Origin of the sequence: Enterobacter cloacae complex sp. SHL012, from assembly GCF_049237505.1 — a bacterium.
Lineage (GTDB): Bacteria > Pseudomonadota > Gammaproteobacteria > Enterobacterales > Enterobacteriaceae > Enterobacter > Enterobacter kobei.
Window position 1 is genome coordinate 98,125 of record NZ_JBMKIZ010000001.1, and the last position, 26,683, is coordinate 124,807.

Below are 26,683 nucleotides of genomic sequence, written 5' to 3' on the forward strand. Positions count from 1 at the left end.
GCCCCGCGGGGAATTACCACTGATAACTCACAAAAATCTTGCCGTTACGACCGTCCTGCGGAATACCCTGAGGAGACCAGTACTCCTTGTCGAAAGCGTTACCCAGCACCAGCGTGGTGGTGATGCCCTTGAGCTGCTCCTGGCCCTTATAGCTGACGTAGATGTCGTTGACCGCATAGCCCGGCTGTTTGCTGTAACTGCTGCTGACATGGGTTGAACGATCGACAAAGGTGCCGATCCAGCCCACGGAGAAGCCGCTTTGCGCCACCGGAATATCCAGCCTGCTGGTGACGGTGTCCGGGTTGATGCTGGAGATGTACTCGCCGGTATCGGTATCTTTTCCGCGCGTGCGGTTATAGGCCAGATCGAGGTTAAACAGGTCGGCCGAGTATTTTGCCATCACGTCCCAGCCCCAGATTTTGGCGTTCGGAACGTTGTACGACATGGTGGTCGCCGCGGCAAAATTGACGGTGGTGGAGATGTAATCTTTGGCTTTGGTATCGAAATAGCTGGCCTTGAACTCCAGCCCATCGTTGGCGAGCATCAGGTCGTCAAAGCGCAGGCCAAAACCAAACTCCTGCGTTTCGTTGGTTTCCGGGCGCAGGTTCGGGTTAGGCACCCAGTAGTTAGTGTAGAAACTGCCGATGGAGAAGTGTTTGGCGTCGTTATACATCTCGCCCATGGTCGGGGCGCGGAAGGCCTGAGCGTAAGAGCCAAACAGCATCAGCCAGTCGGTAGGGCTGACGGTTAACCCGGCGCGGGAGGACCACTTGTCGGCATCCACGTCGTCGTAGCCCTCGCTGCTACCCCGATAGTTGTCATAGCGCGTGCCGCCCAGCAGGGTCACGGGCAGATCGCGCAGGGTGATTTCATCCTGCAGCCAGCCGGAGCTAAAGTCGATTTTCGCCTCCGGGAAGCCGGTGGTGGTGCCACCCGGACGTTGTTCCTGACGATAATATTCCCCGCCGTAGGTCAAAAGGTGAGAGGCAAAGGTGTCGCCGAACAGGCGGGTACGGTTTTCTACTTTGCCGCCTTTGGTGGTCTGCTTGCGGAACTCACCGGTGCTGTCGATGTTCTGGGCATTTATGCGCGCCTCTGACCAGTAAACTTTTGCATCGGCGTTCAGCCAGTCGTTCCCTTCCGGCGCCAGACGGTAACCCAGCTGTGCATCACGCTGGATGGTGGAGCGGTCGGTGATGGGGTTGCTGCTGGTGGCACCGGAGGTTTGCGGGTTTTTCGGCTCCTGCGCGGCGTTGTTGTAGTAGCGCAGGGAGCCGCTTAACGTCTGAGCCGGGTCGATTTTCCAGCTGCCTTTCGCCAGCATGTTATTAATGGATTCGTCGTTTGGGGCACGCTTGCCGTCGCTCTGGCGGATATCGCCGCGGTCACGGCTGGACCATGACACCAGACCGTCAAGCGTATCGATGCGGCCATAGGCGCTGGCCCCCATCCCGAGGCTATGATCGCCCGTCGCACCGGTACCAAACACGCGGTAACCGCTGTTTTTGCCCGGTTCCAGGAGATCGCTGGCGTCAACGGTGTCATAGGAAATCACGCCACCCAGCGCACCGCTGCCGTAGAGCAGCGCCGACGGACCGCGCACAACTTCGATACGTTTGATCAGCGCCGGGTCGAGGAACGTGCTGTTGAGGTGTCCGGTGTCGGTACCCTGACGCACGCCGTCAACCAGCACCAGCACGCCGCGTCGGTCATAACCGCGCAGATTAACGTCTTGACCGTTGGTGCGGCCGGTGCCGTCCAGCATCAGGCCTGGCACGTTACGCAGCAGGTCGGCGGCAGAGCTGGCGGTCTGTTTTTCCGGGGCAGCGGCGTCAATCACGCTCACCATCATTGGGGCTTCGAAGGCGCTACGGGCGTTGCCGGTCGCGGTGACGGTTATTTCATCTGCGGCAGCAAACGCGACGCCCGGCAGGGTACTGACAATCGCCAGCGCCAGAAGTGACGGGCGTAAACATGCGGTATGCAGGTGTGGCATAGCAACTCTCCATAAAGAATCGAAAGCGCTGGCTGCCTGGGGGTCACCTGGGTGGCTGGCGAATGTTTTGGTTTATTTTGTGAGGATCAATTTTCCGGCATTCGTCTGGCGCAGCAGGTAGTGCTGGCCGTCATGCTCGATAATCACCCGGCCCTCATCACCCAGCAGGCTTTTGCTGTCGATGCGACGATCGGTGGAGGCAGGGGCGGGCGCTGTGTGTTTGTTTGCTGGCGTTGCCGCGCGGTTATCCGTAGGTGACATAATGTTTATAAATAACAATCAATGTAACAATGATAATCATTATCAATAAACTACAATTTCACGGCAAGCGTTTTTGTGAAAATAATGTGACGGGATCAAATTTTGGGGGAAGGTGCGGTCTGATGCCCTCACCCCGATCCTCTCCCACAGGGAGAGGGAAAAGGGCACGAACCGTAGGCCGGGTAAGCGCAGCGCCACCCGGCGGGGGTCAGAAGCGCGTATCTATCGCAGACGCCAGCTTTTCCAGCAGCAGTTCGCTGTCTTCCCAGCTCAGGCACGGATCGGTGATTGACTGGCCGTACACCATCTGCTGTCCGGCAACGATTTTCTGCGTACCTTCCTTGATAAAGCTTTCGGCCATAATGCCCGCGATGGCGGTTGAACCGCTGCGGATCTGCTGGCAAATTTCATCGCAAACGTCCAGCTGGCGGCGGTGCTGCTTCTGGCAGTTACCGTGGCTAAAGTCCACCACCAGATGTTCCGGCAGATCGAATTCGGCCAGTGTTTCGCACGCGGCGGCGATATCGTCGGCATGGTAATTGGGTTTCTTCCCGCCACGCATAATGATGTGCCCGTAAGGGTTACCGCTGGTCTGGTAGATAGTCATATGACCACTTTTATCCGGCGACAGGAACATGTGGCTGGCACGCGAGGCGCGGATCGCGTCAACAGCGATACGGGTGTTGCCATCGGTCCCGTTTTTAAAGCCGACCGGACAGGAGAGGGCGGAGGCCATCTCGCGGTGGATCTGGCTTTCAGTGGTGCGTGCGCCGATCGCGCCCCAGCTGATCAAATCGGCAATAAATTGCCCGGTCACCATATCGAGAAATTCAGTCGCCGTCGGGACGCCCAGCTCGTTGACCTGGAGCAGCAGCTTGCGTGCCAGTTCGATACCGTGATTCACACGATAGCTGCCGTTGAGATCGGGATCGGAAATCAGCCCTTTCCAGCCCACCACGGTACGCGGTTTTTCAAAGTAGGTGCGCATCACAATTTCAAGGCGATGCTGATACTTATCCCGCAGTCCCTGAAGGCGTTTGGCATAATCCAGTGCTGCATCCAGATCGTGGATAGAGCAAGGGCCAATCACGACCAGAAGACGCTTGTCTTCACCATTCAGGATTTTTTCAATACGTCGGCGGGAGGCCGTAACATGTTCCGCAACCGTGGCGGAAACGGGATGCCGCTGAGCCAGTTCAGCCGGTGTGACCAGGCTGTCAATGCGCGCTGTGCGGAGTTCGTCGGTTTTATTCATGATTTGTCTCAGAAAATTTTTGCTTCATCGGCAGACTACCGGGAAGTGATGGGCATCACATTAAACCAATCCCTGCTGATTTCAAGTTCGGGGCGATACCGCCCCGTTGTTGCAGAGGATGATACCCGAATCTGAGTTAATGTACTAGCATATTAGTACATGCGACGATTAAGTCCCATGATGTCGAGAATTTTGGTGGCGATCTCTTCTACCGAATAGTTAGTGCTGTTCAGCCACGGGATCTGGTTTTTGCGGTACAGCGCTTCCACTTCGGAGACCTCCATGCGGCACTGGCGCATGGAGGCGTAGCGGCTGTTCTCGCGGCGCTCTTCGCGGATCGCGGCCAGACGCTCCGGGTTAATCGTTAGTCCGAACAGCTTGTGCTGCAGCGGTTTGAGCGCAGCGGGCAGCACCAGGTTATCCATGTCGTCGGCAATAAAGGGGTAGTTGGCGGCGCGAATGCCGAACTGCATCGCCAGATAGAGGCTGGTCGGCGTTTTACCGCAACGCGACACGCCAAGTAAAATCACCTGTGCCTGGTCGAGATTGCGCAGAGAAATACCATCGTCATGCGCCAGGGTGTAGTCGATGGCGGCAATACGCGCATCGTATTTGGTCAGGTTGCCGGGGTTCAGCCCATGGGTACGGTGGGCGATAGGCGTCGGGTCAAGCTTCAGCTCGCTCTGGAGCGGGGCCACCAGCGCCTGGACGATATCCTGGCAGAAGCCCTCGCTTTGCAAAATGATGTGGCGAATTTCGGGGATAACGATGGAGTAGAACACCAGCGGACGGACGCCGGTCTGCTGGTAGATGGCGTCGATCTGGTCCTTCACCGCTTTGGCGCGGCTCTCATTTTCCACGAACGGCAGCGTGATGCTGTTAATCGATACGGGGAACTGCGACATGACCGCGTGGCCCAGCACCTCGGCGGTGATCGCCGTACCATCAGAAATATAAAAAACGTGACGATCGACAGCATTATCCATTTTACCCACCCTGAATATCATACGTAATTGTCTGAAAGCATAAATTAAAAAAGTAATTTCCACAGCAAAGAACTTATCCTAATTATGAATGAAACACTGTTTTTGATTTTCCTGAAAAGTGGATTTCATTTTTCAAATAGCGTCTTTATTTTTGTGGTTAACGGCTGAATATAGAGGAATCATCGGGTTAATCGCTGGTGGGAAACTATCCGAAAAGTTGAAAATTTAAATTGCTTACACGATTCACCGTTTTTTTAGCGCAAATAAATATGCCAGTATAAATACGTAGTCAGGTGTTACTTACTCCGATCAAATATCACAAAAGGATTGTTTCGATGTCCAACAATGGCTCGTCACCGCTGGTGCTTTGGTATAACCAACTCGGCATGAATGATGTAGACAGAGTTGGGGGCAAAAATGCCTCCCTGGGTGAAATGATTACAAATCTGTCCGGTATGGGTGTTTCCGTACCAAACGGGTTTGCCACAACCGCCGATGCGTTTAACCTGTTTTTAGACCAGAGCGGTGTAAACCAGCGCATTTACGACCTGCTGGATAAAACGGATATTGATGATGTGACCGAGCTTGCTAAAGCCGGGGCGCAGATCCGCCAGTGGATCATCGACACACCTTTCCAGCCGGAACTGGAAAAAGCCATTCACGATGCTTACAACCAGCTCTCCGCTGACGATGCGCAGGCCTCCTTTGCCGTGCGTTCTTCCGCAACCGCAGAAGACATGCCGGACGCGTCGTTCGCCGGGCAGCAGGAAACCTTCCTGAACGTTCAGGGCTATGATGCGGTGCTGGTGGCCGTGAAGCACGTATTTGCTTCCCTGTTCAACGACCGCGCCATCTCCTATCGCGTGCACCAGGGCTACGACCATCGCGGCGTCGCGCTCTCCGCTGGCGTCCAGCGCATGGTGCGTTCAGACGTAGGCTCATCCGGCGTGATGTTCTCCATCGATACCGAATCGGGTTTCGACCAGGTGGTGTTCATCACCTCTGCATGGGGTCTGGGTGAGATGGTGGTGCAGGGCGCGGTGAATCCTGACGAATTTTATGTACACAAGCCTACGCTGGCCGCGGGTCGCCCGGCGGTGGTGCGCCGCACCATGGGCTCGAAAAAAATCCGCATGATCTATGCCCCAACCCAGGAGCATGGCAAGCAGGTTAAGATTGAAGATGTGCCGCAGGAGCAGCGCGACCGCTTCTCCCTGACCGACGCCGAAGTGCAGGAACTGGCGAAGCAGGCGGTGCAGATTGAAAAACACTACGGCCGTCCGATGGATATCGAATGGGCGAAAGACGGGAACACCGGCAAGCTGTTTATCGTCCAGGCGCGTCCGGAGACCGTCCGTTCTCGCGGTCAGGTGATGGAGCGTTATACGCTGCACGCCCAGGGCAAAATTGTGGCGGAAGGTCGCGCGATTGGTCACCGCATCGGTGCCGGTCCGGTGAAAGTGATCCACGACATCAGCGAGATGAACCGTATTGAGCCAGGCGACGTACTGGTGACCGACATGACCGACCCGGACTGGGAACCGATCATGAAGAAAGCGGCGGCCATCGTCACCAACCGTGGCGGCCGTACCTGCCATGCGGCGATCATTGCCCGCGAACTGGGTATTCCTGCGGTTGTCGGCTGCGGTGACGCAACCGAACGCATGAAGGACGGACAGAACGTAACCGTCTCCTGTGCCGAAGGCGATACGGGCTACGTGTATGCCGATATCCTCGACTTCAGCGTGAAGAGCTCCAGCGTGGATACCATGCCGGATCTGCCGTTGAAAATTATGATGAACGTCGGTAACCCGGACCGTGCGTTTGACTTCGCCTGCCTGCCGAACGAAGGCGTTGGCCTGGCGCGTCTGGAATTTATCATCAACCGCATGATCGGCGTGCACCCGCGTGCGCTGCTGGAGTTTGACGACCAGGACGCGAAACTGCAGAACGAAATTCGCGAGATGATGAAAGGCTACGACTCGCCGAAAGAGTTCTACGTTGGCCGTCTGACCGAAGGGATCGCCACGCTGGGCGCGGCGTTCTACCCGAAACGCGTGATCGTCCGTCTGTCTGACTTTAAGTCAAACGAATACGCCAACCTGGTCGGCGGTGAGCGCTACGAGCCGGAAGAAGAGAACCCAATGCTGGGCTTCCGCGGCGCCGGACGCTACGTGTCCGACAGCTTCCGCGACTGCTTCGCGCTGGAGTGTGAAGCGGTGAAACGCGTGCGCAACGACATGGGGCTGACCAACGTCGAAATCATGATCCCGTTCGTGCGTACGGTGGATCAGGCGAAAGCGGTAGTGGACGAGCTGGCGCGTCAGGGGCTCAAGCGCGGTGAAAACGGATTGAAGATCATCATGATGTGTGAGATCCCGTCCAACGCCCTGCTGGCCGAGCAGTTCCTCGAACACTTTGACGGCTTCTCTATCGGCTCGAACGACATGACGCAGCTGGCGCTGGGTCTGGACCGTGACTCCGGCGTGGTCTCTGAGCTGTTCGATGAGCGTAACGAGGCGGTGAAAGCGCTGCTCTCCATGTCCATCCGTGCGGCGAAGAAACAGGGTAAATACGTCGGGATTTGTGGTCAGGGTCCTTCTGACCATGAAGACTTTGCCGCCTGGCTGATGGAGGAGGGGATTGATAGCCTGTCCCTGAACCCGGACACCGTGGTGCAGACCTGGCTGAGCCTGGCGGAACTGAACAAGTAACGCCAGCATGACCCGAAAAGGCGAGGATATTATTCCTCGCCTTTTTTATTTGTTTTCTTATTTGCTCCCCATCACAAATAAAGTAAAAAACCAAATATCATAATTTGTCTGTTAATTTAGACAATTGTTAGCGCGCAAAGCGTTGCTAATACTTGAGCCTTACTGCGCATTTCTCTTCAGAAGATGCGCTACTGGTTGAAATACGTTTTAACCTGATAAAAAGGCAAATAACAATGACACTTTCCTCTGTATTGCGTACCAAAGATAAAATAGGGTATGGCTTAGGTGATATGGCCAGCGCGCTGGTCTGGCAAACGGCCACGTTATTTCTTGCTTACTTCTATACGGATGTTTTTGGTTTACCCGCGGCCATTATGGGAACTATGTTTTTAGTGGTGCGCGTGGTTGATGCGTTTGTCGACCCGTGCATTGGCGCACTGGTTGACCGCACCCGGACGCGTCATGGTCGTTTCCGTCCCTGGCTGCTGTGGTTTGCCATTCCTTTTGGCGTAAGCTGCCTTATCACCTTCTATGTACCGGACGTCGGGCCGACGGCTAAAATCGTTTATGCCTGCCTGACCTACGCTATCCTGAGCCTGATTTACTCCGCGATTAACGTGCCTTACTGCGCCATGCCGGGCGCACTGACGCTGGACCCGCGCGAGCGTCACTCCCTGCAGTCATGGCGCTTTGGTCTGTCATTTATTGGCGGGTTGATTGTGACGGTTATCGCCTTGCCGCTGGTCTCACTGCTGGGCCAGGGCAACGTGCAGAAAGGCTATTTCTATGCCATGAGCCTGATGGGGCTGCTGGGCATTGTGCTGTTCTTCTGTTGCTTCCTGATGACCCGCGAGCGGTATTCTCCGCGCAATGATACCTCCGGCTCCATGCTTACCGATTTAAAACTGCTGGGCCGCAACAGCCAGTGGCGTATTGTGTTCCTGTTTAATATTTTGCTGCTGACCGCGGTGGTAACGCGCGGCTCCGCCACGATGTATTATGTGAACTACGTGCTGTTGCGCCCGGATCTGGTATTTGCCTTTATTGTTTCCGGAATGGTTGCCTCCTTAAGCGGCGCATTATTATCTGAACGGCTGCTGGGGAAATTTGACCGCGTTCGTGCTTACCAGTGGACGATTATTTCCTTCGTCATTTTCGGCGCGCTGATTTTCTTCCTGCCGCCTTCGCAGGTCTGGCTGATCTTCGGCCTTAACATTGTCTTTAGCTTTATTCAAAACCTCACCACACCGCTCCAGTGGACCATGTTCTCCGATGTGGTCGATTACGAAGAGCATCGCAGCGGCCGTCGCCTGGACGGGCTGGTCTTCTCCACCGCGCTGTTTGCCATCAAATTTGGCCTGGCGCTCGGCGGGGCGGTGGTGGGCTGGGTACTGGGCATGGTGGATTATGCGCCGGGCCAGGCAGCCCAGACGCCGCACGTGCTGTCGACCATTAACGCGCTTTTCACCCTTATCCCATGCGCGCTGTTCCTCTGCATGGTGGCGCTACTTTCCATCTACAAGCTTAACAGCCGGCTGGTGGATTCCATCGCCCGTGAGCTGGCCAGCAAACGTGAGGTCAGACCCGAAGCGGGGCAGCTCAGCCCGGCAACCCCTTCCGCACTACAGGAGTAAAACATGACAGCTATCTATAAGGACGCGGGACGTCCCGTGCACGAGCGCGTCGCCGATTTACTGGCGCGTATGACCCCGGAAGAGAAGTTCGCCCAGATGCATGCCTACTGGCTGATCCTCGACGAAAACGGTAACCACCGCGAGCGAAGCGATCTGAGCGACGAATTCGCCGGTGTGAGCGAGCAGGCGTCGCTCGGGGAACGGCTAAAACTGGGTGTCGGGCAGATCACCCGCCCGCTGGGCACCCATATTGTTGACGCAAAAACCGGCGTGCGCGCGGCGAACCGCCTGCAACGTATGATGATGGAAGAGACCCGTCTCGGCATTCCGGCGCTGTTCCACGAGGAGTGTCTGGTAGGACTGCTGTGCAAAGACGCAACGCTGTTCCCGTCCTCGCTGAATTACGGTTCCACCTGGAACCCTGAACTTGTGCAGCGTGCAGCAGAGCAGATTGGCAAAGAGGCGCGCTCTGTGGGCTGCCAGCAGGGGCTGGCCCCGGTACTGGACGTTTCCCGCGACGTGCGCTGGGGGCGCACCGAAGAGACCTTCGGGGAAGATCCGTGGCTGGTGGGGGTGATGGCGACGGCATACGTCAAAGGGTTGCAGAGCGACAAGCGCGATCTGCTGGCGACGCTTAAGCATTACGTGGGTCACTCGTTCAGCGAAGGGGCGCGCAACCATGCTCCGGTCCACCTGGGCTTTAGCGAGCTGAATGACACCTTCCTGCTGCCGTTTGAAATGGCGGTCAAGCTGGCCAATGCCGGTTCGGTGATGCCCGCCTATCATGACATTGATAATCAGCCGGGACACAGTGACAGCTTCCTGTTGACCATCGTGTTGCGTGAGCAGTGGGGTTTCGACGGCATCATTGTCGCGGATTATGGCGGCGTCAGCCTGCTGCATCAGCACCATGGCATTTCCCACGATGCGGCGGAATCGGCCGCACTGGCATTCAACGCCGGGCTTGATGTTGAACTGCCGAAAGATGACTGCGCACGACACCTCGCAGAGGCCGTTGAGCGTGGGCTGATTTCCATGGCAAAAGTCGATGAAATCGTGGGGCGCGTGCTGACCGAAAAATTCCGGCTGGGGCTGTTTGAACACCCGTATGCCGACGAAAACGGGATCGATCTGCAAAACGAGGCAACCCGCCAGGTCGCGCGGGACGTGGCGACGCAATCTGTCACGCTTCTGGAAAACAACGGCATTTTGCCCCTCGGTGGAAAACCGCGCGTGGCGCTGGTGGGCCCGACCGCAGACGATCCGCTGGCCCTGCTCAGCGGCTACAGTTTCCCGGTTCACCTGATTATCAGCGATATGGTGGAGGAGACTTCGCAGGTGACGACTCCGCGCGCGGCGCTGGAACATTACCTGGGCACAGCGAACGTGCGCTACGCCAAAGGGTGCCACATTATCGAAAAACGCATGGCGGGTGCACCTGTCTTCCCTGGCGACAGCGGCGGTAAACCGATGCAGCAGTCACCGGTTTCGCAGAGTACCGCCTTGATCCCCGAGGCGGTAAACGCTGCGCAGCAGAGTGATGTGGTGGTGGCCTGCGTCGGCGACCTCGCAGGGCTGTTCCAGAGCGGCACGGTAGGGGAAGGCTCCGATACCGACTCGCTAAACCTGCCCGGCGTGCAGCAACAGCTACTGGACGCGCTGGTGGCAACCGGAAAACCGGTCATCGTTGTCATGACCGGCGGGCGTCCCTACAACCTGCAGGGGCTGGAGGATAAGGTCGCGGCGTTGATGATGGCATGGGCGCCAGGGCAGGAAGGTGGCTGGGCGATTGCGGACGTGCTAACCGGTCGCGCCGAGCCGCAGGGGCGCCTGGTGGTGAGCGTGCCGAAAAGCGCCGGCGCGATGCCGTATTACTACAATCACAAGCTGAAAAGCGGCGGGACGCCGTTCGCGTTCCACTTCGGTGCACGTTATCCGTTTGGTTTCGGTCTCGGCTGGACGCAGTTTAGCTGGGGAGCCGCGAAGGTAGCGGCAGCGAGCGTGCCAGTCGACGGCGAGGTGGTCATCAGTCTGGATGTCACCAATAACGGCGAACGCAGCGGCAGCGAAGTGGTGCAGGTTTACGTCAGGGATAAGGTCGCCACGCAGGTACGACCGCTCCAGGAGCTGAAGGCCTTCCAGCGCGTCACGCTCTCGCCGGGGGAGACTGCCACGCTGACCTTTACGCTGCCGGTGGAGATGTTTAACTTCACCCGTCGTGATGGCAAGCGCATTGTTGAGCCGGGTGAGTTTGAACTGCAGATTGGCGCATCGTCGGCGGACATCCGTGAGATCGTGTCGGTCAACGTCACCGGGGAGACGCGGGTTGTACCTGCTGAATGGCGGATGCTCAGTACCTGTGAAGTGACACGCGCGTAGTCAGGATAAAAAAAAGCCCATCGTGGGAGATGGGCAAAGACTACACACAGCAATTCGTTGTTTCACTCAGGGGATTTCCATGCTTATAAATCAAGGTGTTGATCTATAACCGTGAGCTAATAGTAGGCATGTGCGCTTTTAGCGTCGATCAGATTCGTCTCAATAGTTAAAGAGAAGTAAAGATTTCTTGAGGTTTATAGCAGACTTACTGTTGAAAGGGCGGGTCTGACCAGTGTGCAACGAATAAATACTTTAGCAGCATTTAAGTATTGTGGGGAAGGATGTAGGCCGGGTAAGCGTTAGCTCCACCCGGCAACAAAACTTAATGCGTGTTCTTCTCTTCCAGCTCTTCCAGTTCGCCCAGAATCACGTCCGGGTCAGTTTCCGGCGGTGGAATTTCATGCACCCAGGCGGAGAACAGACGCCAGGTCACTGCGAGCAGTACCGGGCCAATAAACAGGCCAATCATTCCGAAGGCAATCAACCCACCGATCACCCCGGAGAGGATCAGAATCAGCGGCAGGTCTGCGCCCATGCGGATGAGGATGGGGCGAATCACGTTATCCATGGTGCCGACCACGCAGCTCCACACCAGCAGAACCGTTCCCCACGTGGTGTCACCTGTCCAGTAAAGCCAGATAATGCTGGGAACCAGCACCAGTAAGGGGCCCAGTTGCGCAAGACAGGTCATCAGCATGATAACGGTAAAGACGGTCGCGTACGGGACACCGGAAATCGCCAGGCCGATACCGCCCAGCACCGCCTGCACCAGGGCCGTTACCACCACGCCAAGCGCCACGGCGCGCACGGCCTGTGCCGCCAGCAGCACGGCGGCATCGCCGCGTTTGCCCGCCAGTCGGGTGGCAAAGTGACGAACGCCTAACGCCACCTGCTCGCCGCGCCAGTAGAGCAGGGCGCTGAACAGCAGCATCAGGGTACAGTGCATCATAAAGCGACCAATATGGGCCGCCTGACCCACAAACCAGGTGGTGGTGGTGCCAATATACGGACGCACTTTCGCCATCAGCGCGCTGCCGCCCATCTCCAGCAGGCTGTGCCAGCCGCTATAGAGTTTGGCACCCACAACAGGGATGCTGTTCAGCCAGGCGAGATCCGGCAGCGTCAAATCGCCACTGGTAACGGCACGAATCACCGGACCACTGGAGTCCACCAGGCTATTAACCAGCAAGGCAATCGGAATAATAAACAGCAGGAACAACAGTAGCGTCATCACCAGTACGGCGAGACCGCGACGGCCGAACAGCAGTTTCTGCAAACGCAGCAGCAAAGGCCAGGTAGCCACCACAACGGTTCCGGCCCAGGCGAAGCCGAGAATAAAGGGTTGAACGATCCACAAGCAGGCAATAATCATGAGGGCCAGGAACAGCACCGACAGCAAAATTTGCGCAACATCCCTGGGCTGGCGAACATTGACCATAAATAAAACTTTCCTTAAAAGAACGCCAGTATGGCTGGCGGGAACGGAAAACCGCGTCTCTCTAATCATTAATGATCTCAGCGGTTTTTGACAGGCGGATTTTGCCCGTAATTCTACGAAGCACATAAGAAAAAAATGTGATAAAACTTTCCAGACACAACGCAAACGATTTCACATTACTCTAATTAGGGTCGACAGTAATGATCCCACAGATTTCTCAGGCACCTGGCGTCGTTCAACTGGTGCTTAATTTTTTGCAGGCACTGGAGCAACAGGGTTTTACAGGTGATACCGCCACGAACTATGCCGACAGGCTGACGATGGCCACCGATAACAGTATCTACCAGCTTCTTCCCGATGCCGTCGTTTTCCCTCGTTCAACCGCCGACGTGGCGCTGATTGCCCGGCTGGCCACGCAAGAGCGGTTCGCCTCTCTGGTCTTTACGCCGCGTGGCGGCGGCACCGGGACCAATGGTCAGGCGCTGAACCAGGGCATTATTATTGACATGTCGCGCTATATGAACCGCATCATTGAGATCAATCCTGAAGAGGGATGGGTGCGGGTTGAAGCGGGCGTCATCAAAGATCAGCTAAATCAGTATCTCAAGCCTTACGGTTACTTCTTCGCGCCGGAACTCTCCACCAGTAACCGTGCGACCCTTGGGGGCATGATCAATACCGATGCGTCCGGTCAGGGGTCACTGGTCTACGGAAAAACCTCCGATCACGTGCTGGGCGTGCGTGCGGTTCTGCTGGGTGGCGATATTCTTGATACCCAGCCGATGCCGGTCGAACTGGCGGAAACGCTGGGTAAAGACAACACCACCATCGGGCGTGTTTATCGCACGGTGCTGGAGCGCTGTCGTGACAACCGCCAGCTGATCCTCGATAAATTCCCCAAACTGAACCGCTTCTTAACGGGCTACGACTTGCGTCACGTCTTTAACGACGATCTGACGCAGTTCGATTTAACCCGGGTGTTGACCGGCTCTGAAGGCACGCTGGCGTTTATCACCGAGGCGCGGCTGGATATCACCCGTTTACCGAAGGTGCGTCGTCTGGTGAACGTCAAATATGACTCCTTCGACTCCGCGCTGCGTAATGCACCGTTTATGGTTGAGGCGCAGGCGCTGTCGGTAGAAACCGTCGACTCTAAAGTGCTGAATCTGGCGCGGGAGGACATTGTCTGGCACTCCGTGCGGGAGCTGATTACCGACGTGCCGGATAAAGAGATGCTGGGTCTCAATATCGTGGAGTTTGCTGGCGATGACGCGGAATTGATTGAGAGCCAGGTGACGACGCTCTGCCAGCGTCTGGATGATCTAATTGCGCAGGGTGAAGGCGGCGTGATTGGCTGGCAGCTCTGTAACGATCTGGCCGGTATTGAGCGTATCTATGCGATGCGTAAAAAAGCCGTGGGCCTGCTCGGTAATGCAAAAGGCGCAGCGAAGCCGATTCCGTTTGCCGAAGACACCTGCGTGCCGCCTGAGCATCTGGCGGATTATATCGTTGAGTTTCGCGCGTTGCTGGACAGCCACGGCCTGAGCTACGGCATGTTCGGCCACGTCGATGCCGGGGTGCTGCACGTGCGCCCGGCGCTGGACATGTGCGACCCGCAGCAGGAGATCCTGATGAAGCAGATCTCTGACGATGTGGTGGCCTTGACCGCCAAATATGGCGGTCTGCTGTGGGGGGAGCACGGGAAAGGGTTCCGCGCGGAATACAGCCCGGCCTTCTTCGGGGAACAGCTCTATGCGGAATTACGCAAGGTCAAAGCGGCCTTCGACCCGCATAACCGCCTCAATCCCGGAAAGATCTGCCCGCCTGAAGGCGTGGATGCGCCAATGCTGCAGGTGGATGCCGTAAAACGCGGGACTTACGACAGGCAGATCCCAATTGCGGTACGTGCCTCCTGGCGCGGCGCGTTGGAGTGTAACGGCAATGGCCTGTGCTTTAACTTCGATGTGAAAAGCCCGATGTGCCCGTCGATGAAAATCACCAGCAACCGTATCCATTCTCCGAAAGGGCGGGCGACCCTGGTGCGCGAATGGCTGCGCCTGCTGGCCGATCGCGGCGTTGATCCGCTCAGGCTGGAGCAGCAGATACCGGAAAAACGGGCCAGCCTGCGCTCGCTGATTGAGCGCACCCGCAATAGCTGGCATGCCAGTAAGGGCGAGTATGATTTCTCCCATGAGGTGAAAGGGGCGATGTCCGGCTGTCTGGCCTGTAAAGCCTGCTCGACGCAATGCCCGATTAAGATCGATGTGCCGGAATTCCGCTCGCGCTTCCTGCAGCTCTACCACACGCGCTATCTGCGCCCGGTGCGAGACCATCTGGTGGCAACCGTGGAAAGTTACGCACCGCTGATGGCGCGCGCGCCTAAGACCTTTAACTTCTTTATCAACCAGCCGCTGGTGCGCAAGCTCTCCGAAAAGCATATCGGTATGGTCGATCTGCCGCTGCTGTCGGTGCCGTCTCTGCAGCGCCAGCTTGTCGGGCATCGCTCGGCAAACATGACCCTGGAACAGCTTGAGGCGCTCACCCCCGAGCAAAAAGCGAATGTCGTGCTGGTGGTGCAGGATCCGTTCACCAGCTACTACGACGCCCAGGTGGTCGCGGACTTCATCCGCCTGACCGAAAAACTGGGGTATCAGCCCGTGGTTCTGCCGTTCTCGCCGAACGGCAAGGCGCAGCACATTAAAGGCTTCCTGACGCGTTTTGCGAAGACCGCGCGGAAAACCGCTGACTTCTTAAACCGTGTGGCGCAACTGGGTATACCGATGGTCGGCGTCGATCCGGCGCTGGTGCTTTGCTATCGCGATGAATATAAACAGACGCTGGGTGATAAGCGCGGCGAATTCCACGTCATGCTGGTGCATGAGTGGCTGCCGTCAGCCCTGGAAGCGCGCGCGATTCAGGATGTTAGCGGTGAACCATGGTATCTGTTCGGCCACTGCACGGAAGTGACGGCGCTGCCCGGCGCCCCGGCGCAATGGGCATCCATTTTTGCCCGGTTCGGGGCGAAGCTGGAGAGCGTTAACGTGGGCTGCTGTGGGATGGCCGGTACTTACGGTCATGAAGTGAAAAACCACGCCAGTTCGCTCGGCATCTATGAGCTGTCCTGGCACCAGGCCATGCAGCGTTTGCCGCGAAACCGCTGTCTGGCGACGGGCTACTCCTGCCGCAGCCAGGTGAAACGGGTAGAAGGTAACGGCGTACGCCACCCATTACAGGCTTTACTGGAGATAATTGGATGATCTGGAAACGTGCTGTCACGCTGCAGGCGCTGAATGCCATGGGCGAGGGGAATATGGTGGGGCTGCTGGATATCCAGTTTACCCGCATTGGCGACGATGATATTGAGGCCACAATGCCTGTCGATCATCGTACTCATCAGCCGTTTGGTTTATTGCACGGCGGTGCGTCCGTCGTGCTGGCCGAAACGCTGGGCTCGGTTGCAGGGTATCTCTGCACCGAAGGGGATCAGAAGGTGGTCGGGCTTGAGGTGAATGCCAACCACATTCGCTCGGTGCGCAGCGGACGCGTACGGGGTATTTGCCGCGCGCTCCATGCCGGCAGCCGTCATCAGGTGTGGCAGATTGATATCCTTGATGAGCAGGATCGCCTCTGCTGCTCGTCACGTCTGACGACGGCGGTCGTGTAAAGTTTTCAGATGAATTGCCTTTGGTCAAAAACTAGCCAGCAGGTTGTGATATACTGGTCAGGATTTGTACATAAGCGAGGACATCATGGATACTGAAATAACCCCAACACAGCTGGCAATTGAATATTTACGTCGCGATAAGAGCAACCTGTCTCCGGCGCAGTACCTGAAAAAGCTGAAACAGCTTGAGCTGGAATTTACAGATTTGCTGGCGCTCTCTTCAAATGAACTGAAAGAAGAGATCTACTTTGCCTGGCGGTTGGGCGTTCACGTCCATTGAGTGAGTGTTGTTGAAAAGGCCGCAATTGCGGCCTTTTTTGTGCCTGACATTCAGTATCTGGCAGGAAGTTTGTTGATTTTAAGGAGACGGCCTTCTTCCATTTCGATAAACCCGCCGGTTTTTAAATCGGCCAGAATGCGCATGACCCCGCTTCGGGAGAGCTGGGTTTTCTCCCTGATATACCTTTCCGCCGTCACGCTGCCGCGATAGCTATCATCTTCCTCCATCAGCTTTATGAGCTGCTGGCGAATCATCTCATACGCCGTCGGTGCCCCCTGAGGCATCACGTTGTTATAAAGACGGCTATAAACAAACATGAGCTGTTTTGAAAGCAGCCCCCACAAGGCCTTTTCTTTGATGATGTCATTAACCCGCTCGGCGGTGAGCGTGCCTATCAGGCAAGGGCTTACGGTCTTGAGGTAGTCATTAAAATAAATGTCGGTCAGATTAGCGAGGCCGAAGAGGGCGGGGCTGCGGGCCGTGGAGAGCATCATATCGTCGCTTCTTCTGTAGATAGCGACCGTCCCCTCAAGAATTAAATAGCACATTCCCTGACCATCGATCTGAAGGTCAAGTCGCTCGCCGCGAGCGGTTTGTCGTGTCGTACAGTCAGGCAGTAAGTGAGAAATAAGCTCTTGCGCGTAGGGTGAGCCACGTTGAGGCGTTTCTGGAAGGGACATGGTCGCTGCTAACCTTTAAATAAACCTGGCTAAGTATAGCGTCTATCGTCTCTGGCGGCACGGCGGCGGTCAATATTTTCGTGGCAGATGATGAATGTCGAGCAACACGCCACGCTCCATGGTGATGTACTTCCCGGTGCGCAGTTCCGAGAGGATACGCATAATTCCGCTGCGCGAAAGATAGGTCCGGCTTTTGATGTAGGCTGCCGCCGTCGTATTTAACCGGATTGCGTCGGGTTCCTGCATCAGTTCTACAAGCTGGAAGCGGATAATATCGTAGGCCGACATTTGCGATATTTGCGCGCAATGTTCGTAGACCCGCGAGGCGGTATAAATAAGCAGCTTAGAAAAGTGCTCCCATAAATTATGTTGCGACACAATTTGATTGAAGCTCTCCAGCGGCACGCGGGCGATCTCTGCGGTCTCCAGCGCCCGGACATACAGGTGCTCAGAGGAAAACTGACTGCTGACACCGAGAATAAAAGGGGTAGATTCAGAGTTTAAAACAATGCCGTCGCCGCGCCGATGAAGCGCCACGCTCCCCTGGAGAAGCAAAAAGCATTGCCGAATATCATCTTTATAATAATGTACCGTTTCGCCACGGCCGATGATCATTCTGTTGGCCACAGGCAAAACATGTTTAATCAGCGTGTCTATATGGGCGAACGGTTTTAAATCCAGAACTGAGGACTGGTGATTATTCAGTTGGGTGGTTAAACGCGTATTCATAAGATACCTCACAGCGACGCTTTGTATGATCAATTTTTGATCTGCGAAGGGAATTATCTTAAAAATGAAGAACTCAGGGAATATTCCCCGCAGGTCTAAAAGTAGACCGGGGGATCTCAGGAGTCTAACGTTCTGAATCACAGGAGAAAGTGTGTCGGGTCTACAATTAGACTCGCTCACTATTCGATAATTTTCTGCTGTGATAAATGTTGTTTTTTCGTTAAATCACAGTCTACAGCTAGACCATCAAAAAGTTGTTTTCAGGAAAATGATTATATAAATTTTATCCAGTCAGTCAGAAAGACCTTATGCCATCGATTGGGAAATAAAAGAATGTTAACTGGTTCTTTTATCGGCTTTCTGCTACGTGAATTTCAATAATAAATAAAGTTATCCAGTAAACAGGAACATGATGATTATGAAAAAGAATATTATTTTAGCAATGGTAGCGGCAGGTTCCGCCTTAATGATGGGCAATGCCTTTGCGGCTGCGGGCACCGTAAACTTTAATGGCAACATCCTGGATTCAGCCTGCGATGTTGCGGTGGCCTCTCAAAACCAGGTGGTGGTATTTGGTGATTATTATAAAACAGAATTTCCAACCACCGGTTCAAGAACGGCGGCAACGAAATTCAATATTATTCTGAAGAATTGTCCGGTAACCGTGACCAGTGCCAAAGTCCGTTTTGACGGCACGCCCGATATGACCAATACGGATCTGCTGGCGATTGATACGTCCGTCGCCGGTGCCGCAACCGGGGTTGCCATCAATTTGATGACTGCTGATAAAGCCGACCTGCCGCTGCATAGCAGCAATAGCTACAACTATTCGTTAAGCAGCAGTGCTGACAATACGTTGGATTTCTATGCGCAGTATATTTCAACGGCGGCAGCGGTAACATCCGGTCCTGCAAACTCCGTCGCTAACTTCTCTGTTGTTTATAACTAATTACTCAGCAGCAAAAAGTCCGCTCCGCAAGGTGTTGTCTGGGGGCAGGTATTGCCCCCTTGTATCAAGAGGTTCAAAATGAATGTTATTAGCAAAGCCCTGCTGAGCGCGGCTGTTATTATGGCGTCGCTGTCACAGGCTTCTGCCGGGGTTATTATTGGCGGTACCCGCGTTATTTTTGATGGTGGAAAAAAAGAAGCCTCCATCAGCATCAATAATGCGGATGAAGCCCCTTACTTAATCCAGTCCTGGATTGAGATGCCAGAAGGTAATGCTAATAAAGCGCCTTTTATCATCACCCCACCGCTCTACAGGCTTAACGGTGGTCAGCAGAATATTGAACGTATTTTGCTCACCGGCTCGTTGCCGCAAGATAAGGAAAGTCTGTTCTGGCTGAACATTAAAGCGATACCGTCAGCCACGAAACAGGTTAATTCATTGCAGATTGCCGTGAAGACACGCATCAAGCTTATTTATCGTCCGGAAAAGCTGAAGGCGTCAACGCCGGAGGATCAGGTAAATAAATTAACCTGGTCCCGCAGCGGAAATAAAATCCAGGTCTCTAATCCTACACCCTATGTCATTAACTTTAATGACATAAACGTCGGGGGTAAAAAACTGGAGGAGGCCTCCTGGGTGGCACCGGGCGCAGTGGCTGCATTTAGCTTACCGCCCGGCATTTCTGGCAATCAGATCCAGTTCAGCGTGATTAACGATTATGGCAGCCCGGGAATAAGACACCAGGCCAGTTTTTAATAGTTGAAAAACGGGCGCTCTCATTAGTGGGTCAGGTTTATGATGATGGCAACGAAAAATATAAAAATGCAACCCGCGCGTCTGGCTGTTTATATCACCTTCGCGCTGACGCATGCTGTATCTGTGGCGCATGCCCGGGAAACCTTTAACGCCGAGCTGGTGGAGCTGGATAATCCCGGGATGGCAAAAGCCGATTTATCTGCGTTTGAATCCGGTTCGCAGGCACCAGGGAAATACCATGTTGATATCATTCTTGACGACCAGCTTATTGAGACGGGCGATATTGATTTTATTGCAGGAAACGATGAGAAGGGAAATGACAGCCTGCTGCCTTGCCTGAGTATTGCACAGCTAAAAAGCTGGGGCGTCAAAACCGCACTGTTCCCCGGCCTGACGAGCGAAACGACATCCTGTGTCAACCTGCAGGCAATCCCGCATGCCAGTACCGATTTTCAGTTCGGCGCGCAGCGGCTGGTCATCAGTATTCCTCAGGCCGCGATCGATCTGCCTGCACGAGGGTATGTTTCGCCGGAACAATGGGATGAAGGGATCACCGCCGCGATGCTCAACTACAGCCTGAGCGGGGCGAACAGCCGGGCAAAACAGGCCGGCAATAAGAACAGTAACAGTCAATACGCCAACTTACGCCCGGGCATTAACGTTGGGCCGTGGCGGCTGCGCAACTACACCACCTGGTCGCGGGATGAGACGGGCCAGGACACGTGGGATACCGTCTACACCTACGCACAGCGGGCCATTATCCCGCTCAACGCACAGCTCACCCTGGGCGATAGCGCCGCGCCCGCAGACGTGTTCGACAGTATGCCGTTTCGCGGCGGGCAACTGGCTTCCGACGACGACATGCTCCCGGATTCGCTGAAAGGCTATGCACCCGTGGTTCGCGGTATCGCGCGGACCAATGCCCAGGTGGTGGTGCGGCAAAATGGCTATCAGATTTATCAGACCTATGTTGCGCCTGGTGCATTTGAAATTACGGATATGTACCCCACGGGCGGCGCGGGCGATCTGGATATCACCATTAAGGAAGCTGACGGCAGTGAGCAACATTTCACTCTACCGTATGCCTCGTTGCCGGTATTACAACGCGAGGGGCGCCTGAAATATGCGCTGACCGGGGGCCAGTACCGCTCTTATAACCATAACGTTGATAAGACGCCGTTTGGGCAAATCACCGGGATCTATGGTCTTTCGCGGGGCGTCACGCTCTACGGTGGGTTGCAGGCGTCGAGCAAATACCAGTCTGTCGCAGCCGGGCTTGGGAAAAACATGGGCGATTTGGGTGCGATTTCTGCGGACGTGACCCAGGCCTGGTCCACCCCGCAGGACGGCAAAAAATCCAACGGGCAATCCTGGCGCGCGCGTTACAGCAAGAACTTTGTGAGGACCGGAACCCAGTTTTCGATTGCAGGCTACCGCTACTCGACCCGCGGTTACTACGGCATGCAGGAGATCCTCGATTCCTGGGGTGACAGCGCTGCGCTTCAGGACCGGCGTCGCAACCGGGCCGAACTGACGATGAGCCAGACGTTGGGCAACAATCTGGGTTCGCTGACCCTGAGCGCGGCCCGCGAAGACTACTGGAATTCGGGTAAAACGATGGCGTCATACAGCCTGGGTTACAACAACTACTGGCACAACATCAGTTACGGACTGACCTGGACTTACAGTAAAAACGGCAGTGCGGGTTCATACGATGGTAATAAACGATACGACAGCGATCGGCTCGTGGCTTTCAACGTCAGTATTCCCCTTGAGAAATTTTTGCCGCAAAACTGGGCTAACTATGGCGTGAGCGCCAGTCAGCATAACGGCACCACACACAACATCGGTCTGAACGGGGTGGCGCTGGAAAACCATGCGCTGAACTGGAACGTGCAGCAGGGGTACGGGTCGGATGGCGTGGGCTACACGGGCAACCTGAATGGTGATTATAAAGGAACCTACGCTGAACTGACGGCGGGCTACAGCTACGACAAAAACAGCGAGCGCCTTAACTATGGCCTGCAGGGAGGCGTTCTCGCTCACCGGGAAGGGATCACCTTCTCACAGCCTCTCGGTGAGACCAATGTGCTGGTTAGCGCCCCGGGTGCGCACGATGTTGATATCCGTAATCAGGCGGGGGTCAAAACGGATTACCGGGGCTATACGGTGGTCAGTAATCTCTCCGTTTACCGTAAAAATGAGATCGCCCTTGCTCCGGAAAGTATGCCGGATGATGTTGAGCTGGAGATTAATACCCGCACAGTGACCCCGACGCGTGGCGCGATCGTGGTGGCTGATTATCAGGCGAAGGTGGGGCGCCGGGTGTTGTTTAATTTAACGCATAACGGCCAATTTGTTCCCTTCGGGGCAATGGCGAGCCTGAACGGTGTCGATAACAGCAGCGTTATTGTTGGCGATAAAGGACAGGTCTATCTCACCGGTCTGGATGCGCGGGGAACCGTCATTGTGACCTGGGGTACGGAAAGCGACCGGCAATGCCGCGCACCGTTCGTCCTCCCTCCGCCATCATCGGCAGGCGGAATTACCGAACTCAACGTCAATTGTCTTTAGGGTTTTTTAAAATGCGCTTAATTACGATGATATTTCTGCTGTGTATCGCAGCAGGCTGGAGCAGTGCCCATGCAGGCACCTGCACGACGATTACGCCCCAGGAATCTACGTTGTCCATCGGCACCATTACGGTGCAGCGCGATGTGGCCGTTGGTACCGTTTTATTTTCGCGTAATGCGTCAATCACCAGCGCCTATTTAACGGGATGCACGAGTCCGGTAATGCTGGGATTTAGCATGCGATATCTGAATGCAACCCAGAGCGCTTTCGGAAATCACGTCTATGACACAAACGTAAGTGGAATTGGTATTCGTTTTTCATCTGGGGGATATTTTGAAAATCCGACAAATACCTTTTCCTATACCGCGCAGGCCAGCTATGTCGAATGGTGGGGCGGTAAAATAGAACTTATCGTGACCGGACCGGTCGCGTCAGGTTCACTCACGCCGGGAGTACTGGGCGTGGTGATGCTGCAGGGGAGCGATGGCATTTACCGTGATGCTCTGACGACCACGCTGCTGGGGGGAACGGTTAACGTGCTGGCCTGCAGCATCACCACCCCGCAGCTGACGTTCCCTATCGGCGATATTTCTGCGGCGACGTTTGGCTCGACGGTGGGCACCACACCGGCGGGCGCCCGGAATACGCAAAATCTTGGACTTAACTGCGATCCTGGCGCCAACGTGAATGTTTCGATCAGCGGTATTCAGAACCCGGACGTTGCGACGACGAGCGTGCTGGCACTTACGGGGCAAGGGAATACCGGCACGGCGAAAGGGGTTGGCGTTCAGTTGCTCTATAACGGCACGCCGCTGGCGTTAAATACGCGCCTGCCGTTAACCGTTGCCGCTGGCGGTCAGCAGACATTTCCGTTAACGGCGCGTTATTACCAGACAAAAACGACGGTTGAGCCCGGCACGGCTAATGCCTCTGCGACCTTAAATTTGACGTATCAGTGATGGATAAAGCGATGAATATTTTGCGCACGGCCGCGCTCGCCGCCACAGTAATAAGCAGCAATATCTTTGCGGCGGACAGCGTTAATGTCAGCGTTACCGGCAATATTATTGCCGCTCCGTGTATATTCAATGGAGGGAATGCCAGTCTGAATATTAATCTTGGCAATATACAGGCATCAAATATGGCTACGCCGGGATCTTCATCCGATCCTGTGCCCTTTAACCTCTTATTTACCCAGTGCCCGACGGGGACGCGCAGCGTGACGGTCTCCTTTACCGGCACTCCCGATCCGGATGCGGGAGCGGATTATTACATGAACAGCGGTTCAGCCACGCACGTTGCGATTGCGATGAGTGAGGCCGCGACAGGCGTGCTGAAAGGAACGGGTGCAAGCCTCACTCAACCTGTTTCAGCAGACAGAACGGCAACGATAGCCATGCTGGCATCGGTCAGATCCTTCACCGGCGGTGCGACGCCGGGGAGCATCAGTGCCGTCGTGGTCATGACGATGCAGTACAACTGATATGCTGAATATTGTGATTAAAGAGACCGACGCATTTTTCAGAGCGGGGTTGCAGTGTTTTCTTGTGGATTTCTTCTTTCATAATTTCAAACATCTGCTTCACTTTGACGGCGAACTTTCTCATGAAAATGTCAGTGCCGCCGATATTATTTTTCTCTCTTTATGTCAGGGGGAAACCCTGACCTGTTATCCTGAATTACAGGCGCGGAAAAAAGGAATTGTGGTTGGGCTGGTGGATGATGAACACCGTTTCTCGACATATCCGTCCTGTTTTCAGGATATGATTTTTATCTCGCGCCGCGCGTCGCTGGACAGGATCACCGAGGCGCTGTTTATCGCATGGTACCGCACACAGCTCTCAAGCTTTCACTGGAGGAAGAGAAGCTGCAGCGAATGCCAGCATAAAATATTATCGCCACAGCAAATTCGCGTTATGGTGAATTTTTACAGAGGATTATCGGTAGGGCAGATCGCGAATAAGCTTAAAACAAGTGATAAAACTATTTTTACCCATAAATATTTGCTGATGCAAAAATTCAACCTGCGCAGTGATTTTGAACTGGTGGCCTTGATTCACAGGATGGTGGAGAAGAATACCCCTGGAAACCGGTTGCGAGACTATCTGACTCACCATCATGGTTAACCAGTATTCCCAATATCATACCAGGGGCGCAATAGTGTCATTCATTATCGCGCCCCTGTTTCTGCGAATTACAAAACCGTTAAGCCTCTTTTCCTTACACGTTCACGGCATTGATCAACCGCGTTTTCATCGTCTGGTAAGACGATGCCGCAAAATCCTCCGCCCAGCGCTGGTCCTCAATGGCTTCCAGCGTTACCGCGCAGTACTTGGTTTCCGGCGTTTTAGAGACAGGGTCAAGGTTGTCCTGCGTTAACTCGTTGCAGGCGCCAATCCACCACTGGTAGGTCATATAGACCGCACCGGCGTTGATACGCTCACTGATGCTGGCGCGGGTGATGACCTTGCCCCTGCGTGAACGAACCCACACCAGCTGGCCGTCATGGATGCCCAGCTTATCCGCATCGGCTGGATGCATCTGTACCCGGCCAGGTTCGTCGGCCAGGCTTTGCAGTGCGGCGCAGTTCCCGGTCATTGATCGGCACGAATAATGTCCCACTTCACGCACCGTGCAGAGCACAAGAGGGTAGTCATCATCAGGGGTTTCTGCCGGTGCGCGCCACGGTGCAGCAAAGAGCTGCCCCTTGCCGGTTGGGGTGTCGAACTGATTGTCTTTGTACAGGTATGGCGTTCCCGGATGATCCAGCGTCGGGCACGGCCACTGCACGTGGCCCATTTCGCCCATTTTTTCATAGGTCACACCATAGAAAAGAGGGCACAACGCGCGCATCTCGTCCCAGATCTGCTGGTTATCGTCGTAGTGCATCGGATAGCCCATTTCGGTGGCGAGCAGGCTGATGATCTCCCAGTCACGCTTAACGTTGCCGATGGCCTGAATGGCCTGGCCAAAACGCTGAAACCCCCGGTCGGCACAGGTAAAGACGCCGCCGTGTTCCCCCCATGAGGTGGCAGGGAGCAGCACGTCAGCCACTTCCGCCGTTTTGGTCATAAAGATGTCCTGAACCACGACAAAATCGAGAGCGTCAAAACCGCTGCGGACCAGGCCGAGATCGGCTTCCGTCTGGAGCGGATCTTCCCCCATGATGTAATAGGCTTTGACCTTGCCTTCCAGCGCCAGGTGAGGCACTTCGGTAATGCGCGTCCCGACGCGATCGTCCATCTTGTTGACGTCAATTCCCCAGGCATCGGCGAACTTCTGTCTGACGGCGGGATCGGTCACATCCTGATAGCCGGGGAACATATTCGGCAGCACGCCCATGTCACAGGCACCCTGAACATTGTTTTGTCCACGCACGGGACCGACGCCGACGGCAGGACGGCCGAGGTTGCCGGTCAGCAACGCCAGGCTGGAAAGTCCTTTAACCACATCCACAGCCTGACCAAACTGGGTCACGCCCATTCCCCACATCACGGTGGCGGAAGGGGCCGCCGCGAACGTACGCATTGCCTGACGAACGTCACTGGCGGGAATGCCGGTGAGGTGTTCAACCCGCTCTGGGGCATACTCTTTGACCGTCTGCCGATAGGCTTCTAGCCCTTCAGTAAAGCGTGCGACGTAGTTTTTGTCGTACAGCTCCTCTTCCAGCAGCACATAGCCAAAAGCGTTGACCAGCGCCATGTTACTGCCGTTTTTCAACTGCAGATGCTGGTCGGCAATGCGCGCCGTTTCGATGCGGCGCGGATCGCAGACGATGATTTTTGCACCGTTTTCCCGGGCTTTCAGCACGCGACGGGCGACGATAGGGTGGGAGTCTGCGCAGTTGTAGCCAAATACCAGCAGACATTTTGAGTTTTCAATATCGTTGATTGAATTACTCATTGCGCCGTTGCCAAGTGTCTCCTGTAAACCGGCCACGGAAGGGCCGTGACAAACGCGCGCGCAGCAGTCTACGTTGTTCGTGTTCAACACCGCACGGGCAAATTTTTGCATCACGTAGTTGGTTTCATTACCGGTGCCGCGTGATGAACCGGTGGTCATGATCGCGCGCGGACCGAATTGCGCTTTGATACTGCTGAGCTTGTGGGCGGTGTAGCGGATAGCCTCTTCCCAGGTCACGGGGGTGAATGCCTCTCCCTTACGATAACGGATCATCGGTTGGGTCAGGCGGGGAGTGAGCAGACGGGTGTCGTTGAGGAAGTCCCAGCCGTAAAATCCTTTCAGGCACAAGGTCCCCTGGTTTGTGACCCCCTCTGCCGCTTCGGCGCGGAGGATACGGTTATTTTCAACAACAAGGTTTAATTTGCAGCCTGCACCACAGTAAGGGCAGACGCTGGCGATTTTTTTCATCAATAACAGACCTGTTA

General features: G+C 55.3%; 20 protein-coding genes and 1 other RNA gene. 12 read left to right on the plus strand and 9 right to left on the minus strand.

The features are described 5' to 3' along the window. Positions 1-13 precede the first annotated feature (13 nt). The 4 genes from ACOTY9_RS00525 to ppsR all read right to left on the minus strand — a co-directional run bounded on the left by ACOTY9_RS00525 (position 14) and on the right by ppsR (position 4,498). A complete protein-coding gene (locus ACOTY9_RS00525; RefSeq protein ID WP_047344144.1) occupies positions 14-1,996 on the minus strand; it encodes a TonB-dependent hemoglobin/transferrin/lactoferrin family receptor in 1,983 nt (660 codons plus the stop codon). A 72-nt stretch (positions 1,997-2,068) separates the two neighbouring features. Beyond that, entirely contained in the window at positions 2,069-2,257 is a 189-nt protein-coding gene (gene hemP, locus ACOTY9_RS00530; RefSeq protein WP_014883508.1) for a hemin uptake protein HemP, read from the minus strand. Positions 2,258-2,465: 208 nt separating this feature from the next. Continuing rightward, entirely contained in the window at positions 2,466-3,512 is a 1,047-nt protein-coding gene (gene aroH / locus ACOTY9_RS00535) for a 3-deoxy-7-phosphoheptulonate synthase AroH (RefSeq protein WP_032636862.1), read from the minus strand. Positions 3,513-3,664: 152 nt separating this feature from the next. After that, on the minus strand, positions 3,665-4,498 hold the full coding sequence (gene ppsR / locus ACOTY9_RS00540) for a posphoenolpyruvate synthetase regulatory kinase/phosphorylase PpsR (RefSeq protein ID WP_014883510.1): 834 nt from the start codon (positions 4,496-4,498) through the stop codon (positions 3,665-3,667). Between the two features lie 335 nt (positions 4,499-4,833). On the opposite strand from ppsR, the gene ppsA reads away from it, so the two are divergent. The 3 genes from ppsA (at position 4,834) to ACOTY9_RS00555 (ending at position 11,225) form a co-directional block, all read left to right on the plus strand. Further along, positions 4,834-7,212, plus strand: coding sequence for a phosphoenolpyruvate synthase (gene ppsA / locus ACOTY9_RS00545; protein ID WP_176260590.1), 2,379 nt, complete (start codon positions 4,834-4,836; stop codon positions 7,210-7,212). A gap of 233 nt (positions 7,213-7,445) precedes the next feature. Further along, complete coding sequence (locus ACOTY9_RS00550) at positions 7,446-8,846, plus strand: MFS transporter (protein WP_248177479.1); 1,401 nt, start codon at positions 7,446-7,448, stop codon at positions 8,844-8,846. A 3-nt stretch (positions 8,847-8,849) separates the two neighbouring features. Beyond that, positions 8,850-11,225, plus strand: coding sequence for a glycoside hydrolase family 3 N-terminal domain-containing protein (locus ACOTY9_RS00555; RefSeq protein ID WP_348565573.1), 2,376 nt, complete (start codon positions 8,850-8,852; stop codon positions 11,223-11,225). Between the two features lie 5 nt (positions 11,226-11,230). Here ACOTY9_RS00555 and rprA read toward each other — a convergent pair. Together rprA and ydiK are read right to left on the minus strand one after the other, a co-directional pair. Beyond that, positions 11,231-11,338: antisense sRNA RprA (gene rprA, locus ACOTY9_RS00560), an RNA gene on the minus strand. A 209-nt stretch (positions 11,339-11,547) separates the two neighbouring features. Then, on the minus strand, positions 11,548-12,663 hold the full coding sequence (gene ydiK / locus ACOTY9_RS00565) for an AI-2E family transporter YdiK (RefSeq protein WP_248177481.1): 1,116 nt from the start codon (positions 12,661-12,663) through the stop codon (positions 11,548-11,550). A gap of 200 nt (positions 12,664-12,863) precedes the next feature. Here ydiK and ydiJ point away from each other — a divergent pair, with 200 nt between their 5' ends. The 3 genes from ydiJ (at position 12,864) to ACOTY9_RS00580 (ending at position 16,607) form a co-directional block, all read left to right on the plus strand. Continuing rightward, positions 12,864-15,920, plus strand: coding sequence for a D-2-hydroxyglutarate dehydrogenase YdiJ (gene ydiJ / locus ACOTY9_RS00570; protein ID WP_421637290.1), 3,057 nt, complete (start codon positions 12,864-12,866; stop codon positions 15,918-15,920). Then, a complete protein-coding gene (gene menI, locus ACOTY9_RS00575) occupies positions 15,917-16,327 on the plus strand; it encodes a 1,4-dihydroxy-2-naphthoyl-CoA hydrolase (RefSeq protein ID WP_047344137.1) in 411 nt (136 codons plus the stop codon). The genes ydiJ and menI overlap by 4 nt, the downstream gene beginning before the upstream one ends. A gap of 85 nt (positions 16,328-16,412) precedes the next feature. Continuing rightward, complete coding sequence (locus ACOTY9_RS00580; RefSeq protein ID WP_003857766.1) at positions 16,413-16,607, plus strand: YdiH family protein; 195 nt, start codon at positions 16,413-16,415, stop codon at positions 16,605-16,607. Positions 16,608-16,657: 50 nt separating this feature from the next. On the opposite strand, the gene ACOTY9_RS00585 is transcribed toward ACOTY9_RS00580, so the two are convergent. Together ACOTY9_RS00585 and ACOTY9_RS00590 are read right to left on the minus strand one after the other, a co-directional pair. Beyond that, complete coding sequence (locus ACOTY9_RS00585; protein ID WP_047626050.1) at positions 16,658-17,287, minus strand: helix-turn-helix domain-containing protein; 630 nt, start codon at positions 17,285-17,287, stop codon at positions 16,658-16,660. Between the two features lie 69 nt (positions 17,288-17,356). After that, complete coding sequence (locus ACOTY9_RS00590) at positions 17,357-18,016, minus strand: helix-turn-helix domain-containing protein (RefSeq protein WP_014883518.1); 660 nt, start codon at positions 18,014-18,016, stop codon at positions 17,357-17,359. 418 nt (positions 18,017-18,434) lie between these two features. On the opposite strand from ACOTY9_RS00590, the gene ACOTY9_RS00595 reads away from it, so the two are divergent. The 6 genes from ACOTY9_RS00595 (at position 18,435) to ACOTY9_RS00620 (ending at position 24,421) form a co-directional block, all read left to right on the plus strand. Continuing rightward, on the plus strand, positions 18,435-18,965 hold the full coding sequence (locus ACOTY9_RS00595; protein WP_348565571.1) for a fimbrial protein: 531 nt from the start codon (positions 18,435-18,437) through the stop codon (positions 18,963-18,965). A gap of 78 nt (positions 18,966-19,043) precedes the next feature. Then, the gene (locus ACOTY9_RS00600) at positions 19,044-19,721 is read left to right on the plus strand and encodes a fimbrial biogenesis chaperone (RefSeq protein ID WP_047626051.1); all 678 of its coding nucleotides are present in this window, start codon (positions 19,044-19,046) and stop codon (positions 19,719-19,721) included. Positions 19,722-19,766: 45 nt separating this feature from the next. After that, on the plus strand, positions 19,767-22,295 hold the full coding sequence (locus tag ACOTY9_RS00605) for a fimbria/pilus outer membrane usher protein (RefSeq protein ID WP_348565742.1): 2,529 nt from the start codon (positions 19,767-19,769) through the stop codon (positions 22,293-22,295). An 11-nt stretch (positions 22,296-22,306) separates the two neighbouring features. Then, complete coding sequence (locus ACOTY9_RS00610; protein WP_023337168.1) at positions 22,307-23,254, plus strand: fimbrial protein; 948 nt, start codon at positions 22,307-22,309, stop codon at positions 23,252-23,254. Between the two features lie 11 nt (positions 23,255-23,265). Then, positions 23,266-23,778 carry a fimbrial protein gene (locus ACOTY9_RS00615; RefSeq protein ID WP_023332796.1) on the plus strand — a complete coding sequence of 171 codons (513 nt, stop codon included), beginning with the start codon at positions 23,266-23,268 and terminating at the stop codon, positions 23,776-23,778. A gap of 1 nt (position 23,779) precedes the next feature. Then, on the plus strand, positions 23,780-24,421 hold the full coding sequence (locus ACOTY9_RS00620; RefSeq protein WP_023332797.1) for a helix-turn-helix transcriptional regulator: 642 nt from the start codon (positions 23,780-23,782) through the stop codon (positions 24,419-24,421). A 94-nt stretch (positions 24,422-24,515) separates the two neighbouring features. Here the strand turns inward: ACOTY9_RS00620 and fdhF are convergent, their stop codons facing one another. Further along, positions 24,516-26,666, minus strand: coding sequence for a formate dehydrogenase subunit alpha (gene fdhF / locus ACOTY9_RS00625; protein WP_421637291.1), 2,151 nt, complete (start codon positions 26,664-26,666; stop codon positions 24,516-24,518). Positions 26,667-26,683 lie beyond the last annotated feature (17 nt).

Bases quoted from the DNA above. Each gene is read 5' to 3' on its own strand.
- ACOTY9_RS00605 (WP_348565742.1), top strand. From the start codon at position 19,767: ATGGCAACGAAAAATATAAAAATGCAACCCGCGCGTCTGGCTGTTTAT.
- ACOTY9_RS00620 (WP_023332797.1), top strand. From the start codon at position 23,780: ATGCTGAATATTGTGATTAAAGAGACCGACGCATTTTTCAGAGCGGGG.
- ACOTY9_RS00610 (WP_023337168.1), top strand. From the start codon at position 22,307: ATGCGCTTAATTACGATGATATTTCTGCTGTGTATCGCAGCAGGCTGG.
- ACOTY9_RS00525 (WP_047344144.1), bottom strand. From the start codon at position 1,996: ATGCCACACCTGCATACCGCATGTTTACGCCCGTCACTTCTGGCGCTG.
- aroH (WP_032636862.1), bottom strand. From the start codon at position 3,512: ATGAATAAAACCGACGAACTCCGCACAGCGCGCATTGACAGCCTGGTC.
- ACOTY9_RS00615 (WP_023332796.1), top strand. From the start codon at position 23,266: ATGAATATTTTGCGCACGGCCGCGCTCGCCGCCACAGTAATAAGCAGC.
- ppsR (WP_014883510.1), bottom strand. From the start codon at position 4,498: ATGGATAATGCTGTCGATCGTCACGTTTTTTATATTTCTGATGGTACG.
- ACOTY9_RS00590 (WP_014883518.1), bottom strand. From the start codon at position 18,016: ATGAATACGCGTTTAACCACCCAACTGAATAATCACCAGTCCTCAGTT.
- ACOTY9_RS00580 (WP_003857766.1), top strand. From the start codon at position 16,413: ATGGATACTGAAATAACCCCAACACAGCTGGCAATTGAATATTTACGT.
- fdhF (WP_421637291.1), bottom strand. From the start codon at position 26,666: ATGAAAAAAATCGCCAGCGTCTGCCCTTACTGTGGTGCAGGCTGCAAA.
- ydiK (WP_248177481.1), bottom strand. From the start codon at position 12,663: ATGGTCAATGTTCGCCAGCCCAGGGATGTTGCGCAAATTTTGCTGTCG.
- ACOTY9_RS00600 (WP_047626051.1), top strand. From the start codon at position 19,044: ATGAATGTTATTAGCAAAGCCCTGCTGAGCGCGGCTGTTATTATGGCG.
- ACOTY9_RS00550 (WP_248177479.1), top strand. From the start codon at position 7,446: ATGACACTTTCCTCTGTATTGCGTACCAAAGATAAAATAGGGTATGGC.
- ACOTY9_RS00595 (WP_348565571.1), top strand. From the start codon at position 18,435: ATGAAAAAGAATATTATTTTAGCAATGGTAGCGGCAGGTTCCGCCTTA.
- ACOTY9_RS00555 (WP_348565573.1), top strand. From the start codon at position 8,850: ATGACAGCTATCTATAAGGACGCGGGACGTCCCGTGCACGAGCGCGTC.
- ydiJ (WP_421637290.1), top strand. From the start codon at position 12,864: ATGATCCCACAGATTTCTCAGGCACCTGGCGTCGTTCAACTGGTGCTT.
- ppsA (WP_176260590.1), top strand. From the start codon at position 4,834: ATGTCCAACAATGGCTCGTCACCGCTGGTGCTTTGGTATAACCAACTC.
- menI (WP_047344137.1), top strand. From the start codon at position 15,917: ATGATCTGGAAACGTGCTGTCACGCTGCAGGCGCTGAATGCCATGGGC.
- ACOTY9_RS00585 (WP_047626050.1), bottom strand. From the start codon at position 17,287: ATGTCCCTTCCAGAAACGCCTCAACGTGGCTCACCCTACGCGCAAGAG.
- hemP (WP_014883508.1), bottom strand. From the start codon at position 2,257: ATGTCACCTACGGATAACCGCGCGGCAACGCCAGCAAACAAACACACA.